The 18312-nt window shown below is 29.7% G+C and carries 21 protein-coding genes; 9 read left to right on the top strand and 12 right to left on the bottom strand.

Going from position 1 to position 18312, the window contains the following annotated elements; all coding sequences use genetic code 11:
* Positions 1-270: 270 nt before the first annotated feature.
* The gene (locus tag RCH18_RS15105) at positions 271-504 is read right to left on the bottom strand and encodes a hypothetical protein (RefSeq protein ID WP_326937606.1); all 234 of its coding nucleotides are present in this window, start codon (positions 502-504) and stop codon (positions 271-273) included.
* A 99-nt stretch (positions 505-603) separates the two neighbouring features.
* Here RCH18_RS15105 and RCH18_RS15100 point away from each other — a divergent pair, with 99 nt between their 5' ends.
* On the top strand, positions 604-1443 hold the full coding sequence (locus tag RCH18_RS15100; protein WP_326937605.1) for a 2,3,4,5-tetrahydropyridine-2,6-dicarboxylate N-succinyltransferase: 840 nt from the start codon (positions 604-606) through the stop codon (positions 1441-1443).
* A gap of 133 nt (positions 1444-1576) precedes the next feature.
* Entirely contained in the window at positions 1577-2635 is a 1059-nt protein-coding gene (locus tag RCH18_RS15095; RefSeq protein ID WP_326937604.1) for a glycosyltransferase family 9 protein, read from the top strand.
* A gap of 6 nt (positions 2636-2641) precedes the next feature.
* Here the strand turns inward: RCH18_RS15095 and RCH18_RS15090 are convergent, their stop codons facing one another.
* Both RCH18_RS15090 and RCH18_RS15085 read right to left on the bottom strand, forming a co-directional pair.
* Complete coding sequence (locus RCH18_RS15090) at positions 2642-3457, bottom strand: glycosyltransferase family 2 protein (RefSeq protein ID WP_326937603.1); 816 nt, start codon at positions 3455-3457, stop codon at positions 2642-2644.
* Positions 3458-3531: 74 nt separating this feature from the next.
* Positions 3532-4296: a lipopolysaccharide kinase InaA family protein gene (locus tag RCH18_RS15085; RefSeq protein WP_326937602.1), complete on the bottom strand. Its 765-nt coding sequence runs from the start codon at positions 4294-4296 to the stop codon at positions 3532-3534.
* A gap of 228 nt (positions 4297-4524) precedes the next feature.
* Between RCH18_RS15085 and RCH18_RS15080 the strand changes: the two genes are divergently transcribed.
* A complete protein-coding gene (locus RCH18_RS15080) occupies positions 4525-5595 on the top strand; it encodes a glycosyltransferase family 4 protein (protein ID WP_326937601.1) in 1071 nt (356 codons plus the stop codon).
* Positions 5596-5786: 191 nt separating this feature from the next.
* Here the strand turns inward: RCH18_RS15080 and RCH18_RS15075 are convergent, their stop codons facing one another.
* The 3 genes from RCH18_RS15075 to RCH18_RS15065 form a co-directional block, all read right to left on the bottom strand.
* A complete protein-coding gene (locus tag RCH18_RS15075; protein ID WP_326937600.1) occupies positions 5787-6611 on the bottom strand; it encodes a polysaccharide deacetylase family protein in 825 nt (274 codons plus the stop codon).
* Positions 6612-6637: 26 nt separating this feature from the next.
* The gene (locus RCH18_RS15070; protein ID WP_326937599.1) at positions 6638-7744 is read right to left on the bottom strand and encodes a glycosyltransferase; all 1107 of its coding nucleotides are present in this window, start codon (positions 7742-7744) and stop codon (positions 6638-6640) included.
* A gap of 93 nt (positions 7745-7837) precedes the next feature.
* The gene (locus RCH18_RS15065; RefSeq protein WP_326937598.1) at positions 7838-8803 is read right to left on the bottom strand and encodes a hypothetical protein; all 966 of its coding nucleotides are present in this window, start codon (positions 8801-8803) and stop codon (positions 7838-7840) included.
* A 68-nt stretch (positions 8804-8871) separates the two neighbouring features.
* Between RCH18_RS15065 and RCH18_RS15060 the strand changes: the two genes are divergently transcribed.
* The 6 genes from RCH18_RS15060 (at position 8872) to RCH18_RS15035 (ending at position 13628) form a co-directional block, all read left to right on the top strand.
* Positions 8872-9435, top strand: a complete 564-nt coding sequence (locus RCH18_RS15060) for an L-threonylcarbamoyladenylate synthase (RefSeq protein ID WP_326937597.1) — start codon at positions 8872-8874, stop codon at positions 9433-9435.
* A 36-nt stretch (positions 9436-9471) separates the two neighbouring features.
* Positions 9472-9855 (top strand): GxxExxY protein, encoded by a 384-nt coding sequence (locus RCH18_RS15055; protein WP_326937596.1) that lies wholly within the window; start codon positions 9472-9474, stop codon positions 9853-9855.
* 24 nt (positions 9856-9879) lie between these two features.
* On the top strand, positions 9880-11301 hold the full coding sequence (locus RCH18_RS15050) for a CCA tRNA nucleotidyltransferase (protein ID WP_326937595.1): 1422 nt from the start codon (positions 9880-9882) through the stop codon (positions 11299-11301).
* A 50-nt stretch (positions 11302-11351) separates the two neighbouring features.
* A complete protein-coding gene (locus RCH18_RS15045; RefSeq protein WP_326937594.1) occupies positions 11352-12374 on the top strand; it encodes a COX15/CtaA family protein in 1023 nt (340 codons plus the stop codon).
* 99 nt (positions 12375-12473) lie between these two features.
* Entirely contained in the window at positions 12474-13247 is a 774-nt protein-coding gene (locus RCH18_RS15040) for a CDP-alcohol phosphatidyltransferase family protein (protein WP_326937593.1), read from the top strand.
* A gap of 198 nt (positions 13248-13445) precedes the next feature.
* Positions 13446-13628 (top strand): CsbD family protein, encoded by a 183-nt coding sequence (locus tag RCH18_RS15035; protein WP_326937592.1) that lies wholly within the window; start codon positions 13446-13448, stop codon positions 13626-13628.
* A gap of 82 nt (positions 13629-13710) precedes the next feature.
* Here RCH18_RS15035 and RCH18_RS15030 read toward each other — a convergent pair whose 3' ends face one another.
* The 6 genes from RCH18_RS15030 to RCH18_RS15005 form a co-directional block, all read right to left on the bottom strand.
* Positions 13711-14481 (bottom strand): LytR/AlgR family response regulator transcription factor, encoded by a 771-nt coding sequence (locus RCH18_RS15030; RefSeq protein ID WP_326937591.1) that lies wholly within the window; start codon positions 14479-14481, stop codon positions 13711-13713.
* A 54-nt stretch (positions 14482-14535) separates the two neighbouring features.
* Positions 14536-14844 (bottom strand): 2TM domain-containing protein, encoded by a 309-nt coding sequence (locus RCH18_RS15025; RefSeq protein WP_326937590.1) that lies wholly within the window; start codon positions 14842-14844, stop codon positions 14536-14538.
* 1 nt (position 14845) lies between these two features.
* Complete coding sequence (locus RCH18_RS15020) at positions 14846-15148, bottom strand: 2TM domain-containing protein (protein WP_326937589.1); 303 nt, start codon at positions 15146-15148, stop codon at positions 14846-14848.
* A gap of 91 nt (positions 15149-15239) precedes the next feature.
* Complete coding sequence (locus tag RCH18_RS15015) at positions 15240-16580, bottom strand: 2TM domain-containing protein (protein ID WP_326937588.1); 1341 nt, start codon at positions 16578-16580, stop codon at positions 15240-15242.
* 30 nt (positions 16581-16610) lie between these two features.
* Complete coding sequence (locus tag RCH18_RS15010) at positions 16611-17234, bottom strand: hypothetical protein (protein WP_326937587.1); 624 nt, start codon at positions 17232-17234, stop codon at positions 16611-16613.
* Between the two features lie 130 nt (positions 17235-17364).
* The gene (locus tag RCH18_RS15005; RefSeq protein WP_326937586.1) at positions 17365-17769 is read right to left on the bottom strand and encodes a DUF2141 domain-containing protein; all 405 of its coding nucleotides are present in this window, start codon (positions 17767-17769) and stop codon (positions 17365-17367) included.
* Positions 17770-18312: the final 543 nt, after the last annotated feature.

The raw sequence follows: 18312 nt of genomic DNA, 5'->3' as shown, positions 1-18312 counted from the left end.
GTTCAGCAAACTCTAAAAGGTTTTGTCCTGTAAATAAATCCATAATTCCCCTATTTTGTTGAGTTGCAAGATATGAAATTATCTACTGACCTCGTATCTTTTATATTTTCATTTTCAAAATATCTAGATTTTTTGAAATGGAATGGTTCCTTTAAATCTTTCTTGATATTCTTAAGCAAATCTTTCCTGAATTTCAAAGCTGCCTTGGGTTTATCTTTATAAATATAACGAACTTGTTCAGTCAATAATTTTCGAAAATTACTTGAAATACTAACTATCATATTCAGAAAATGTTTCATCCAAATAGGCGTCAACTTCGTCAATTGAATACATTTTTTCGTTTCCACTTTTAAATTTAGCATATGCGATATGCAATTTTCTCTTATTATCATCAAAATTTTCATCTTCCTGAACTATTTTCAATTCATCAGAAGAAAACGAGCTCAATAATTCTAAGATTTTAGCTTTTATTTTTGGCTGAAATTCTAATCTTATGGTTTCCATAACTCACTACTTTGAAATACAAATATATAACATTTTCCATCTGAATTCTCTTTTTTGCTGTGTTCTAAAATTGGTATATTTGCAAAAAAAATATCAACAATGAACGAATTACAATCAATTATAGAACAAGCATGGGAAAACCGTGCATTGTTACAAGAAACAAAAACTACTGATGCTATCAGAGAAGTTATTGAATTACTAGATACTGGTAAATTACGTGTAGCGGAGCCAGTTACTGATACTTCGACTTCGCTCAGTGCAAGTTCTTGGCAAGTAAATGAATGGGTTAAGAAAGCCGTTGTGATGTACTTTCCAATTCAAAAAATGGAAACATGGGAATCTGGAATTTTCGAATACCATGACAAAATGCTCTTAAAAAGAGGTTATGCTGAAAAAGGAATTCGTGTAGTGCCAAATGCAGTTGCACGATATGGAGCATACATTTCTAGCGGCGTTATTTTAATGCCTAGTTATGTAAATATTGGTGCTTATGTTGATGAAGGAACGATGGTAGACACTTGGGCTACAGTAGGAAGTTGTGCTCAAATTGGCAAAAACGTACATTTAAGCGGTGGTGTAGGAATTGGTGGTGTTCTTGAACCATTACAAGCGGCTCCGGTTATTATTGAAGATGGTGCTTTTATAGGTTCTCGTTGTATCGTAGTTGAAGGTGTTCACGTAGGAAAAGAAGCAGTACTTGGTGCCAATGTTTGTTTAACTGCATCTACAAAAATCATAGATGTAACAGGTGATACTCCTGTTGAGATGAAAGGTTTTGTTCCCGCTCGTTCGGTAGTAATTCCTGGGAGTTATACAAAGTCGTTTCCAGCAGGAGATTTTCAAGTTCCATGTGCTCTAATTATTGGAACACGTAAACCATCTACTGACTTAAAAACCTCTTTAAACAATGCTTTGAGAGAATATGACGTAGCGGTATAAATTGTAATTTGAGCTTTCTAAATTCCAAATTCAAATTGTCAAGTCAATTTGAATTTGGAATTTTTATTTATAATAATCTGTAAAAATAGTTTTTTTTTGTTTCAATTTGCAATGTCAAAAAAAGAAGGTTTAAATGAAAATATTAGTAATTCAACAAAAAATGATAGGCGATGTATTAGCCAGTAGTATCATCTGTTCTAATGTAAAGTTAATATATCCCAAATGTCAAGTTGATTATTTAGTATATCCATTTACTGTACCTGTTTTAGAAAATAATCCTGATGTCGATAACATACTTTTATTTGAAGAAAATTATCGTAAAAGTAAACGCGATTTTTTTCACTTTTTATTAGGTATTAAAAAGCAGAAATATGATATAGTTATAGATGCTTATGGAAAACTCGAGAGCAATTTAGTTGTTGCTTTTAGTGCAGCAAAAATCAGAATTGGGTTTTACAAGTTTTACACCAAATATATTTACACTGAAACGGTCAAAGAAATATCCCTTCCTCTTACTAATGCAGGTAGTGCGATAGAAAACCGACTTAATCTACTATCAAGTTTACGAAAAGATACTAAACTAATCAATAAACCAAAAATATTTTTAACTGCCCAAGAAATTGAAAATGGTAAAGCTGTTCTAAAACAAAAAAATATCGATTTTTCTAAAAATATATATATGATTAGTGTTTTAGGGAGTGGTGAAAACAAGACCTATCCTTATAATTATATGGCTACTGTTTTAAATGAAATTGTAAAAGAAACTCAGGCGACTTTACTTTTTAATTATATGCCAAATCAAGAAAAAGAAGCTAGAAAAATTTTTAATTTCTGTTCTATAGAAACAAAAGCTGCTATTAACCTTGATGTAGTGCCTACAGATATTAGATCGTTTTTATCTCTTATGTATCATTGTGATGCATTAATTGGTAATGAAGGTGGTGCAATTAATATGGCTAAGGCAATTAACAAACCTACTTTTACTATATTTTCAACATGGATTATTAAAGAAGCATGGAATTCTTTCGAAAATAAAACGACAAATATATCGGTTCATTTAAAGGATTTTAAACCCGAATTATACGGAAATAAATCAGCTAAAGAAATGAAAAATGAAGCTGAAAAACTCTATCAATCTTTTGTACCTGAGCTTATTTTACCAAGATTAAAAGAATTTGTTAGAAAAAACTAAAATTTATCAGAGGCTAAATTCAATACCATGATCCGTTCTAATTATTTTATTCTCGTTGGTAAACTTTCTTATTGCTTTATTTTTTGCCAATGCTTGCTCATTAACGTAACCGCGACTATGATCTAAATGTAGACAGATTGCGCTGTAACGAATTTGTTTTGAATTTAATCCCATATTGATTAATCGTTCTCCTAATTCTCTATCTTCACCTCCATACTGCATTTCTTGATTAAAACCATTTACGGCTATTAAATCGCTTTTCCACCCTGATGCATTATGACCATTCCAGCTTGCATTTGTTGGTGTAACAGCATTCAAAATTTTTGCTCCTATGGATGAGGCATTTAACTTTAAATTTTTATAGGATGTATTTAAACCTTGTTTTATCAACCATTCCTTGTCAAAGCAAGATTGTGAAATAATATCATTTTCACTAATTATATTTGAAACAGACATTGGTAATTTAAAGTAGCCACCAGATAGAAAAAAGCCTTTTTCTTTAAAGTTGAGGTGCGTAGCTACAAAATCTTTTCTAGGAATGCAATCACCATCAGTGAATATAAGATAATTAGAATTAGCATTAATAATTGCTTTATTTAATATTTGAGTTTTTTGAAAGCCATTATCTTTATGCCAAACATGAATAATAGGCTTTACAAATATAGTTCTCATTCTATCAATTAACTTTTTAGTATCAGGACCTGATCCATCATCAGCAATGACTATCTCAAAATCTTTTTCTGTTTGAACACTGAAACCTATAAGCACTTTCTCAAGCCAAGCCTCAGCATTATAGGTACTTATTATTACTGATGCTTTCATAAATGATTATTTAGTTTAAGATTACAATGTGATTAATTCCATTGAGGACAAAAATATGATTTTGTCTCAAAAACTTATCTCCAAAAAAGAAGTTTCTTTTTTCTAACTATTTTTCGTTGGAATTTTTCTTGAAAATCGGTAGTGTAAAACCACATTTTTTCAAAAATATTTGCTTCGTTTTGAATACTATATAACTTTGCATATTCATTACTCATCACAGCAATCATTTCTTTCTTTGGAGTAAGCCTACTAAAATTTTTCATTCTCAGATTAAAATCCATGGTATCATGAAAATTCATTCTATTTAAATCAACTAGGAAAAATGAATATTGATTTTCTGAAACTTTTTGAATCAATGTATTTCCAGGCGAATGATCCAGAAATTCAATTCCTTTTTCATGCAAATCGAATGTGAATTTAGTAAATTGTCTCAGTATATTTTCATGATTCGGATAGTTAGGAACCTGAACTAATTCTCTAAATGTCAAATCACTGGGAAAATGTTCACTGATGTAAAAACTTTTTTCAATTCCAAAAACAGTAAAATTCTCTGCAAATCCTATTGGTTCTGGCGTTCCAATTCCTTTTTCAATTAATTTATTAGCGTATTCGAAAGATCTTCGAGCCTTAGATTTCCTAAAATATTTATAAGCAACTTGGTTAATGATATTAGGAATTTTAAAAGATTTTACATTAATTGTTTTTCCATTTAAATCGAATAATTTAATCTTGTTGCGTTGACCATCTCCAAAAAGAAAACCAATTGAATTAAAATTTATAATGATCTCTAAAATTGCTTCTTTTTTCTCTTTGAAATTAAAATTGACTGTTATTAACATCTATAATCTAATAATTATTAATGGACAAAATTAATGAATTGATTTTTGAGTGTCTTTAAAAATAACTTTTAATTGCAAGTATTATTGGGTAGTCTATCTTTTATACTTAAAAATAATTGAAAGAATTAAACCTTCACACCTTTTCATTGTCTAATACTCTATTGAGTGGTTAATAGTGGATGCTATTTTCTGTAAAAACCTTTTATATTCAAATTTATGATTGATCAGATGAATAAAACTGTATTTTTAGAAACTCACAACCTTAAAAACAAATCAACTGGGTTTGGAGTTTTTAATTACGAGTTGATAAAAGGTTTAGCTCAATTAGAATTTGATAATTTAAATATTTTTTTAAATTCTAATAAACCCGAAGAACTGAATATAGAATTTGGTAATACATTTTCGTATCATAAATATACTGATTTGTCCCGTATACCCATTTTTAGAAATCGAAAAAAATATGATTTATGGCATTCTATGAATCAGAATTCTAAAGTAGAACCTTTTCATGATAATAAATATGTACTAACTGTTCATGATGTCAATTTTGTAGAAGAAGTTTCTGTTAATATGAATCATAAAGTCAATAAACTATTCTTAAAGAAAATAGAAAGAGCAACAGCAATAACATATATTTCTGAATATGCTAAAAAGCAAACACATCAATACTTTAAAATACCAGATATTCCAGAATATGTCATTTTGAATGGAAACCCAATCTCTACTATTTATGACATTACTCAATTTATTTCACCCTTCCCAACTCAAAAACCTTTTCTGTATTCCATAAGTAATTTTCTGGAACGAAAAAACTTTCTATCGATTGTAAAAATGATGCTTCATACAAAGGAATATAATTTGATCCTTTCTGGAAATAATAATACCATCTATGGCAGAGAGATAAACAAGTTTATAATAAAAAATAAATTAGAAAACCGTGTTTTTCTAACTGGAAAAATAAATGAAGTTGCAAAGCAATTTTATTTATCAAAATGTCATGCTTTTGTATTTCCATCGCTACGCGAAGGCTTCGGACTTCCTCCCATAGAAGCCATGCACTTTGGTAAACCAGTATTTTTAGCCAATAGAACTTCTCTTCCTGAAATTGGCGGCGATCAATGTTATTATTGGGATAATTTTGATCCTGAATATATGAAAGATGTATTAGAAAACGGTTTAAATCACTTTTTTAATCATAAGGACAATATGGAAAGAGTACTAAAAGCACGAGCAGCTAGTTTCGACTGGAAAATGGCAGCAAATGAATATCTTAAAGTTTATAAAGAGCAACTTAAGTAATTAGAAGAAAATAATGTCATTGTTTTAATCATATAAGCCATATAAGTTTTAAACATAATCTTCAAATTATATTTAAAACATACTTTTAAACGTTAATTATTTTTTGTTAAATTAAGGTCATATAAGTAATTAAGTTATGACACATAAATCCTACATGAATTATTCCAATAACTTAAATAAAACATTTAAACTTAAAAGATTTTTTTTCTGCCGAAAATGACTTTCTTTTTAAAATCTTTTATTGAATCTTTCCCTCTAATATCAATTCTTTGAATTAAATAATTGTTCTTAAACGGAAGTATATTGATTCTGTTTCCTATTCTCAAAGCGTACTTTATACCATATTTCTCTAGTACTTGAAAGAATTGATCTTGCTTTATTCCCTTTTTTCTATAATAACCACCATAAGTATAGGCTAATGCAGGAAAAACGTTCAGCTCCTCATTTTTAATTACCTCCTGGCAAAGTTGTAAATCCTTTTCAATTTCGTCCAAAGATAAGGACGCATAATTATCATGTTTAAATGTATGATATCCAAGTTCGATGTGTGAACTAATCGCCTTTAATTGAAGCTTGTTCATCATCGTCATATTTTCACTAACGAATTTTCCGCCCCAATCTGCTTGCTGACCTATCCGCCCTAATACAACAAAACAAACTGCTTTAAAATTATATTTTACTAGCAAAGGATATAGTTCAGTGTGGTTATCTGCAAATCCATCATCAAATGTGAGCACTACTGATTTAGGCGGTATAGGGAGATTTTTGACTTTGAAATCATTAACCTCTGAGAGCCAAAGTGTAGTATAATTATTCGTTTTAAGGTATTCAAATTGCTCTATTATTCGATCTTTGCTGATGGTAATTTGATCTTCAAATCCATTCACTGAAATAGAATGATATTCTAAAATTCGCAATTTATTTGAAGGCACAAAAAGTACTTTAAACTGAAAATTTAAAAATGCTAAAAATGCTAATAATAATAATAGAATAATAACTGATATAAAGTAAATCATAATTTATTTTTGCTACTAATAAGTAATTAATACTTAACTAAAACGTCATCTAAAACTGCCCTTATTTTTTTTCCGATAATTTCACGCGTCGACGTTGCCATCAAAAATTTAGAACCTGCCAATATAAATTTTTCCTGCATTTTATTGTCATTAATTAGCAATTCTAATTTATCGGCGAAATCCTGCGCATTACCAGCTTCCGCTAGCAGACCTGTCTCGTTATCAATTAAAAGTGTTGGAATTCCGCCTGCTCTTGCAGCAACAACTGGAACATTACAGGCATAACTTTCAAGAATTACTCCGCCAGTGGCTTCATTATTAGAGGTAAATAAAAACAAATCAAATTCTGGTAGGCATCTGTTAATGTCATTTCTAAACCCAGCAAAAATAATTTCATCCTCTAAACCTTTAGATTTTGCATATTCTTTCATTTGTAACTCTAATGGACCATCACCTATTAATACATATTTTGCTTTTAGACCTCTTTTATAAAGTTCTGCGGCTGTATCTATCCATGTATAGTGATCTTTAACTTTACAAAATGCTGATACATTACCAACAATCTTAAAATTCTCTGGGATATTAAATTCTTGATGAAGAAAACCAACTCTTTTTTTATACATAAAATTAGCGGTGTCAACTACGCTTCCTATCACGATCAATTTACTATGATTGTTAACTGAAAATTTAAGGATTTCTAGAACCGGATCAGAAATACAAATAATCTTTTTTATAGCTTTGTAGTTGTACTTATATTTCCTTAGAAAATTAGTGCCGACATTTTTAATTAACGTTCGAAACAATATTAAAGGAATATTCAATCCAAAAAAAAGTGCTGATAATACTGCTAACGTATGCGATTTACTATTATGAAGTAACATAATATCAGCTGTAAAGTGAGTTGCTATTTGGTGAAGTTTTTTAGCAAATTTTATATCATATTCTGATTTATATTCAAAACCATGAACATTTAAATTTTTACACGTAGCAAATCGGAAGATTTCTGAATCTATAGGGCAAATAATTAATTGATTTTCGGCTAAGCTATTATCTCTAAAAGACTCGTAAATATCAATAATCATTTGTTCGTGACCTCGCCAAACTTTTGAAGCAGTAAAATGTATTACTCTCATCTACGTATTTTATCAATTTTTTCGCAGTAAAAATAATCTTTTTGCACTATTACACAACTTAAAAAGTATTTAAAAGCAATATATTTTTATTCATTATTCTACTTTAAAAATAGTTTTTAACCAACTGTCTAACATGTACTTATGTAAAATTTCAGGAGCAACTGGAATATACTCGGTTTCAAAAAATGAATTAGGAATTTTATAATTGCCCTCTGATAGGACCCAAATGTTATTCTTGTCATAAAAATCGTAATTCACAATATCCACATTATTAGTAATTATTTTCTTGTTGTAACCCAAGGCCTCAAAAATGCGAAAACTCAGACCTTGCTGATTTTCTCTTTGTACATCTAGTAAAATTTTACTTTCTGAAATATATTTTTTAACCTCAGCAATTGATAAATAATTTTTAATAAATGTAATTTTATTTTCATTGCTTTCTATACCTTTTCGAATCATAAAAAGAAATGAAATATCTCTAGCTTCTAAATAATTTGCTGTTTTTTGAATAAATGAAAATCTTTTATCAAATGAAGAGATATTAAATACAAGTTGCTTTGGAATTACATTTTCTATAACTACATCATATATATAGTTTGTTAAAAATATAAAATTATATTTGGCAACATCCTTTCTATCATAGCTATAAATACTGTCAAAAAAGTGTAAAGTTTTTTTCTGATTTTTATAATTTTCAATGCCATCAAATAGATAACAGCTCATTTCAATAGCATTTTCACGCAAACAAATCAAAGCTTCTGTTTCTAGTTTATCAGGACGTATAATAAATATCTGATCAAAAGCACCTTTATTCCTTATTACCTCAGTAATATAATCAGTTCTATTTTTTTCTTTAAGATTTCTTGAAAAGAAGATTTTTGTTAGAAGATTAATAAGTCTTTCAAAATTATTTTTATAAGAAAATGCAATTGAATCGATGTTTACATAAGTTAAATCCACACTTTCATTTGAATTTAATTTTTCAACAATAAAATCTATATAACCAAAAGAATGCGTTGAAATAATTGCGATTTTTTTAATTTTTTTAATTTTTGTCATAATGTTATCTTTGCAAATAGTTGCAGTGCACAAAAATAGAAAGTTATTTAACAATTCAATATTTTAAAATGATTAACGAAGAAGTCAATAAAGCTTACGAAATATTAAAAGAAGGCGGAATAATCCTCTATCCCTCTGATACCGTTTGGGGAATTGGTTGCGATGCCACAAATCCAGAGGCTGTGGCAAAAATATATAAATTGAAGAAAAGAGCCGAAGAACAAAGTATGATTGTTCTTATGAATGGTGATAAAATGATCCACAATGTATTTGCAGACATTCCCGAAGTGGCGTGGCAAATAATTGAATTATCAGAGAATCCAACAACCCTAATTCTAGATAAACCAAAAAATGTCGCTGCAAATTTAATCGCCGCAGACAATACTTTAGGAATTAGAATAGTAAAAGAGCCGTTTTGTTTTAAACTATTGGAAAAAATGAAGAAGCCATTAGTATCCACTTCTGCAAATATTTCTGGGAAACCTACTCCAAAAAGTTTTAAAGAAATTAGTCCTGAAATTTTAAAAGGCGTGGACTATGTTGTAAATTTGCAGCGAGATAAAATAGGCGGAAAACCGTCGACAATAATTAAATTAGGATTAGACAGTCAGGTTAAAATCATAAGAAAGTAATTTTACCGCTAATTCGCAAATTTAAATCTTACAATTATGGACGATATTATATATAAGGAAGAATGCTATAAAATTGTCGGGATTCTTTTTGAAGTTCATAAAAATCTTGGTAAAGGATTTTCTGAAATTGTTTACAAAGATGCTATTGAATATGAATTTCAGTTGAATAATATACCTTACGAAAGAGAAAAAGAGTTTTCTGTTGCCTACAAAAACACTATCTTAAAACATAAATTTTATGCTGATTTTGTCGTTGATGGTAAAATAATTCTTGAAATAAAAACTACTGATTGTTTTAATAATAGTCATTATAATCAGTGTCTAAATTATTTAAAGATTTCCGGAAACAAACTTGCTTTATTAACAAATTTCAATCTAATTTCTCTAGAGTATAAACGCATTATAGATTCAAAAAAATAATTTGCGAATTTGCGGTATAATAACATGAATTACAAGCAAGCCTTAAACAATAAAATATTCGAAGTCATCTCTCAAGCTTCTCAAGAACTTAATTTAGAAAGTTACGTGATTGGTGGTTTTGTGCGAGATTTGATTTTGAAAAGAGACTTTAAAAAAGATATTGATATTGTCGCTGTTGGTAGCGGAATCGAACTGGCCTTAAAAGTTTCTGAACTACTTTCAAACAAACCTAAAGTTCAAGTTTTTAAGAACTATGGAACCGCAATGTTGCGCTACAAAGAAATTGACATTGAGTTTGTTGGAGCTAGAAAGGAAAGCTATAATCAAGACAGTAGAAATCCTGTTGTTGAAAACGGAACTTTAGAAGACGACCAAAACAGACGTGACTTTACGATAAATGCGTTGGCTCTTTCTCTAAACGCAAATAATTATGGCGATTTAGTAGATCCTTTTGACGGATTAAAAGATATCGAGATTAAAACGCTGAAAACTCCTTTAGATCCTGACATTACCTTCTCTGATGATCCTTTGCGAATGTTACGCGGAATACGATTTGCAACGCAATTGAACTTTGAAATTGAATTTGAATCATTGAATTCAATTACTAGGAACGCAGAAAGGATTAAAATCATTTCTGGAGAGCGGATAGTAGATGAATTAAATAAAATTCTTTTAACTGATAAACCTTCTATTGGATTTTTATTGCTGTATAAAACAGGCCTTTTAGAAATTATCTTGCCTGAATTAACAGCCTTAAACAATGTTGAGGAAATTGAAGGTCACACTCACAAAAATAATTTTTATCACACGCTAGAGGTAGTAGATAATATTTGTCCAAATACAGATGATGTTTGGTTACGCTGGTCCGCTTTACTTCATGATATCGGAAAAGCACCAACTAAACGTTTTACTAAAAAACAAGGTTGGACATTTCATGGACACGAATTTCTAGGCGGTAAAATGGCGAAAAAAATATTTGAACGATTGCACATGCCATTGAATCACAAGATGAAATTTGTACAGAAAATGGTTATGATGAGTTCACGACCTATAGTTTTGTCTCAAGAATTGGTTACGGATTCGGCAGTGCGACGCTTAGTATTTGATGCAGGCGAAGATGTAGAGAATTTAATGACATTGTGTGAAGCTGACATTACCACTAAAAATCCGAATAAGTTTAAAAAGTACCACAGTAATTTTGAAATTGTTAGAAAAAAAATAATTGAAGTAGAAGAGCGAGATCAAGTGCGAAATTTTCAGCCACCTATATCAGGAGAGGAAATTATGACTCTTTTTGATCTAAAACCTTCCAAAGAAATTGGAATTCTAAAAGAAGCGATCAAAGAAGCAATATTAGAAGGTGAAATTCCAAACGAATACCAAGCAGCCTATCAATTTATGATAAAAAGAGCAGCAAAGATTGGGCTAAAGATTAACGCTTGTTGAATTAAAAAATAAACAGGTTTGAAATATCTTTGCAAAAATTAATCATAACAATGAAAAAACAGAATTTTTACGTAATCTTTTGGCTATTATCAGGATGCTTATTATTGTTTATAATGGTTATTGTAGGTGGAATTACGCGCCTGACAAATTCCGGTTTATCAATGACCGATTGGCATTTAATAAATGACACTTTTCCACCAATGTCACAAGAAAAATGGATTGAATATTTTGAAGAATATAAAAAATATCCAGAATATCTTCTTGTAAACCAGTATAAAGATTTTCAATTAGAAGATTATAAATTTATTTTCTTTTGGGAATGGTTTCATCGTTTTATAGGTAGAATTATTGGTCTTGTATTTATTATTCCCTTTATCTATTTTTTAATAAAGAAACGTTTAGATAAATCAACAATAAAAAAATGTTTTATCTTATTAGGAATGGGTGCTTTTCAAGGCTTTTTGGGCTGGTTTATGGTTGCTAGTGGTCTTAAAGATATGCCTGACGTAAGTCATTATAGATTAGCAATTCATCTTACTTTTGCATTTATTACATTTGCGTACACTTTATGGGTGGCTTTAGATTTAATCTATCCTTCTAGAAATGAAATTATTAAACCATTGAGAAATCTAGCACGTGTTTCACTAGTTTTTTTAATCGCTCAAATTATTTATGGTGGATTTGTTGCGGGTTTAAATGCAGGATTAATACACAATCATTGGCCATTAATGAGCGACGGACAGTTTATTCACGATAGCGTATTCATTGAACAAAAAACACTTTTTCTCAATTTAGTGGAAGGAAAAAGTGGTGTACAATTTGTACACAGAACAATGGCATACTTTGTTGTGGGATTGATAGTAGCTTTATTTATTAGAAGTAAAAAATACATGCTAAGCAATTTGCAAAAAACTGGTGTGAATACTTTAGTTATTTTTGTATTTTTGCAATTTATATTAGGAGTTTTCACCCTTTTATATGGCGTGCCTTTATGGTTAGGACTTGTTCATCAAATTATGGCTTTTCTATTACTAACTGCAATGACTTTTACTTTGCATCGCTTGTCCAAGTAATGCTGATAAGTTAAGTAAGAAAAGACTGTTGAGTCTTTTAAACATAAAAAAAAATAAAACACTGACTATATTGTCACATTTCTATGCTTACTAATTTAAATGTCTAAACTAGCTGCTCAAGATAAATTTTTAGATTTATCAGATTATGGAAGGCCTTTCGGGACGTTTCTTGCAAATCAATTAAAAAACACGCGCTTCACTCCTATTCATGTCACACTCCTTTTTGGCCTTTCTGGATTGATAGCTATTTACTGTATAATTCATAATCAATACTATTTAGCCGCTTTTTTTATACTTTTAAAATCAGGAATTGATGCTGCTGATGGTGAATTAGCAAGACTTAAAAAGACACCTTCTTACACTGGTAGGTATTTAGATAGTGTGTTTGACATTATTCTTAATTTTATATTTTTGATGACAATTTGTTACGTATCAAATTCAAGTTATTGGCTTGCTTTTTTAGCTTTTTTTTGCATACAATTACAAGGAACATTATACAATTACTATTATGTGATTTTAAGAAATAATTCAGTTGGTGGTGATACCACTAGTAAGATTTTTGAAGATAAATCACCAACTGCTTTGCCTGGCGAAAATCAGAAATCAGTTGATATTTTATTTCTAATTTATACCATTGTTTACGGTGTTTATGATAAAATAATTCACAAGATGGATAGTGATGCTTATAAAGTAAAGTCCTTTCCTAATTGGTTTATGACATTTGTAAGCATCTACGGTTTAGGTTTTCAATTATTAATTATTGCTATATTATTACCATTAGGCTTTATTAAATATATAATCCCATTTTTTATTTTTTATTCTTTATTTATTGCGGTCTTGATTACTATTAGGAAAACTGCTTTTAAAGCATAGTTGACATTTCAATTATGTTTCCTAATTTTACATTTATCATTAGTCCGATTAATAGTAATCTTAAATATTATAGCTATTTATTTTGTTTAAATTTCTAAAGAATTAATTATACAACTCTTTAGTAAAATTGTATAATAGGATTAGATTTTAAATGTTGAATTTTGTTATTAACAAACAATAATTTAAAACTTAATAATTATGCCAAATTCAAAAGAGATTGAAGGAAAGTGGAATGAGTTAAAAGGAAAAATGAAACAAAAATTTGCTGATCTAACTGATGACGATTTAATGTACGAAGAAGGAAAAGAAGATGAGATGTGGGGTAAACTACAGCAAAAACTAGGAAAATCAGAGAAAGAAATTAAATCTTTATTTGATTAATTTTAAATTAAAAAATACACTGTTTCAATTAAGAAGTTACGAATTCAACTTTTTATTTGAAACAGTTTTTTTATGCAAATTACTAACCAATCCAATTTTTAAAATCGGATACTTTTTCTCTACTAACAACTACCTCATCATCTTTAAAAGTTGGTAATATAATTTTCAATCTCGAGTTGCTATAGATTACAATTTCTTTTATTGCTTTCATAGGAATTATAAATTTTCGACTGATTCTAAAAAAATCTTTGGAATCTAAATCCTGCTCTAAAAGCTCTAAAGTTGATTCAATTAAAAAACTTCTGTTGTCAAAAGTGTGGAGATATGTTCCTTTATTTTCACTATAAAAACATTCTATTTCATCGATAGCAATTACTTTTAAATGTTGACCAATCTTTACTGTAAAACGTTTTTTATAATTTTTATCAAATGGATTAGAGAGCATTTTTTTGATTTGGTCAAAATCTAATTGTAACGTCTCTTGTTTAGGGAACCTGCATTTAAATTTAGAAACGGCTACATGTAAATCATCTTCATCTATAGGTTTTAATAGATAATCAATGCTATTTAATTTAAAAGCTTTCAGCGCATATTCGTCATAAGCAGTAGTGAAAATTACAGCACTTTTAATTTCCTGCTGAATTAAAGCAAAATGCTCAAAAATTTCAAAAGAAAGTCCGTCGGATAATTGAATGTCCAGAAAAATTAAATCTGGCTGCTCATTATGAGTAAACCATGCAATGGCTTGCTCTACTGAATGAAGTAGCGTCATTATAGTCAAACCTAACTTTTCAACTTTTCGCTGTAAAAGCCTTGCAGCAGGTTTTTCGTCCTCAATTATTATTATTTTCATCTTGTATATCTAAAGTTGGGAAACGAATTCTTTACAGTCAATTTGTATTTTAAATTATTCGTATTTGTTTAATTTTTCTTTTTCCATTAGTTCCTTAATCTTCCTTTGTTCCCAGTTTTCTCCTAGAACTAAATTAGGTCCAAAAACAGATAATCCATGCGCTGCTAAACCTATTCCCCAAAATAAGGCTGTAGAAAAATTTTTAAAGCTAATGTAATTTTCGCCTTTGTCAAGACGTTGAACGTTGACAATTAAGATCATGATATTGATTACTATGTAAACCAATAAATGCGAATAAAATCCTTTGATTTTTTTTACTCTTTTAAACGCATTCTCATACTTTGATTGTTCTTCTGTTGTCATTTTACTGGTATTTAATTGATTGTTTTTTTTCCTCTTCTATAAATTGTTGTATCTTTTTTTGCTCCCAATCTTTTCCAAAAAAAGGAAACCAATTAAAAGCTTTGCCTGCATGAAAAAAGAGTCCAATTCCCCAACTTATCGCAGTCCAATAAAACCATAAATACTCAGGCGAATATTTTAGGTTGATAAAAATTAAGCTGCCGATTGTTAAAACATAAATTAATAAATGAAAATAAAAATCCTTAATTTCTTCTACTTCTTTTTTTGCCTTTTGGTATTTCTCGAAATCAGTATCTATATTCATACGTAGATAATATTTGTTTTTTATTTGAATATGTAATTCGCATATCTCTATCGGTGTTGGCGACCAAATCTAGGTAATGCTCATTTCATAATTATTTCCATTTACTATTTGCAGTCTTTTCTTTATTCAAAATTTCTTGAATTTTTCTCTCTTCCCATGTTTTTCCGTAACCAAATGTTTCAAAAGCATGAAATGTCAATCCCATTCCCCATCCTAACATTGGAAACCAAAACCACTGAAAATTTTGTGGGGAATTCAAATTAATGATAATTAATATTGGAATGACGATACAATAAGAAGTCAAATTTCCATAAAATCCTTTAAGTTTCTCCACTCGTTCTTTTGCTCTAAAAAAAGCAGTATCTTGATTATAATTTGCTATTTCCATACTATTTATTTGTTTAGTTAATACTGGTATTTTTACTGTAAACACCTTTTCGTTTTGTTCGATTAGCACTTTTCGATTAGTGATAATTCCGTATCTATTAATAATATTTTGAAGCCCCACTCCTTGCCTGTCTTGTAAAACTTCTTTCTTTTGAAAATCATTTTCAATAACTAAATAGTTATCCTTCATGAAAATGCGAATATGCAATGGTCTTTGCTCACTCACAACATTATGTTTTACTGTGTTTTCCAGTAGCAATTGTAATGAAAGCGGAACAACTTTAGCTTCAGGATCGATTACATTTTTTGGTAGCTCATAAAAAAGACTATTTTCAAAACGCATTTTAAGCAAGTTCATATACGTTTTGGCGAAAGCCAATTCCTCCTCAACGCTTACTAATTCTTTGTCTTTTTGTTCTAACACATAACGGTAAACCTTTGATAGCGAAGTGGTAAATCGTTGTGCATTATCTGGATTTTCTTCGATTAAAGAACTTAACACGTTTAAACTGTTAAAGAGAAAATGCGGATCAATTTGGTTTTTTAAACTTTCGAATTTTGCCGAAGCAGTCCCTGCAATAATTTTCTGCTCTTTTACTTTGACTTCTTGAATAGTTTTATAAAAATAAAACGCATGAATACCTAAAGAAACGACTACAAATATGATTACGGGAATAATAAAATTATTAGCCTTTTCATTATTGATATAATCATTAAAAGTCGATTTTTCTATTATAACTTCTTCAAAAACGCGAAGTAAAAAAACGATAAGAATTGTTATAAAAAATGTGCTTACAAAACCAATAACTAATCTGTTAATCGTAAACCGACTGTTTTTATAAACTGAATCTAGGAAAATAAAAACCGTAGCATTAGCAAAGTACAAACTCAAACTATACAACATTGTGTAACCAAAATTGATCAATAATGAAACGTCAAAAATAATATTGACTCCCATCACGAACCGCACAAGCTGCAACGCTAAAAAAATAGTAAGCGAAATTATAATTGCTCGTGGTACCTGCCTGATTAATAAATTGAACATTGATGAAATATAAAATGAAATATTGAAAGTTTATTTTGTGCAATTTTTCATCGCAGCCATGGCTCTATCTAATCCCCAAGATGGAGAAAAAGGCGTTTCAGGCTTAAAAGTAGCAAAAAGTCCAATCGCTTTTTCAATTTGAGCGCACATAGGTTTGGTGTCGGTTCCCCAAAATTTAGCACTGCCTATTTCGAATTCTGCTTTATTAAATACAACTCGAGGATTTTCTGGTGCTATTGCTTGTGCTTTTCCATACAACTCCATCACTTTTCCTGATAATTTTTGTCCGTTTGTCATTGGGTCTGCTGCAATCCACGCAGTATCAATCATGGCTTGAATTACAAGTAATTCAGCGTTCTTGAGATTTTTGTCCATTTCAACATCTAACGCTTTTTGCGCTTTTCTGAGTAATAAAGTCATTTGTTCTTTATCCTTAGTTGTAAAAGCAGTTGTTGTATTTAGCAAAGCCACATAATAATTGGGCAGCCAACTTGTTTTCTCAGCTGCTGCAATTCTTTCAAATAAATCAGAAGCTTCTGTGTTTTTCCCTTCGCTCCAAAGTTGGAACGCCTTTCCCATTCCTTGTTCGAATTGGCCTTGAGCCGATAATAAACTACAGATAAAAAATGCGATAATCGTAATAATTTTTGTCATGATTTCATTGTTTTGAATTGGTCATTAGTTATTTTTTTGTTTACATATATTTCAAAAGTATGGTGTTTCTATTTTTTTTAAAACTTATTGTTACTGAACTGTTGAATTCTTATGATGAATTACAATTGCTTTAAATTTTTAATACAACCGTTTTGTTTTCATTAGCTTTAAATTTAGCATCTGCATATTTTGGTGGCCCCATAAATCCTTTAGCTCCGTTTGAAGCGGCATAATCTTCTTTGGGAATACCCATAAAATTCATATCTAATTTTCGATTGCTATTTTCATCATGGAAAATACTTACGGCATATTCGCCAGCTGGAAGATTAGTAAAAGTTGCTGTTGCCTTATTATTTTTTATTAAAGCGATATTTTCTCTGAAGGTCTTTTCTAAGAAGGTCTTTTCGGAGTTATAAATCCCAATCATTATCTGACCCTTATTGTTTTTTAAACCGTTGATTTCGACATTTATCGTCACTTGTGAAAATGAGAAAGAAGCAGTTAATAAAAGCGCACTTACAATTATTTTTTTCATGATTTTTAGTATTTAATTTATGGTTAATTTAAATTTGTTGCTACAACAATATAAAAGTATCAAAGTTTGTCTTAATTTATATATAATATCTAGTGAACTGTACTATTTGATGGATGAATTGTTGTACAAGTGGAAAATCCGCAATGTTTAATTGATTGTCAGTTCGAGTCTTTTTAATTTCAATTGCAACAGCTTTTAAAAGTAAAAGTGTAATGAGAACATTTGTGTAGACGAGGTAGCTTCTCGATACATTTTTATTTCGTTTCACTACATAAAAACACTCGAAGTGACGGCGATACATTTTTATTTCGTTTCACTACATAAAAACACTCGAAGTGACGGCGATACATTTTTATTTCGTTTCACTACATAAAAACACTCGAAGTGACGGCGATACATTTTTATTTCGTTTCACTACATAAAAACACTCGAAGTGACGGCGATACATTTTTATTTCGTTTCACTACATAAAAACACTCGAAGTGACGGCGATACATTTTTATTTCGTTTCACTACATAAAAACACTCGAAGTGACGGCGATA

The organism is Flavobacterium sp. PL11, from assembly GCF_035985025.1.
In the GTDB taxonomy this organism is placed as follows: domain Bacteria; phylum Bacteroidota; class Bacteroidia; order Flavobacteriales; family Flavobacteriaceae; genus Flavobacterium.
This window is presented reverse-complemented; position numbering and strand designations above follow the sequence as displayed.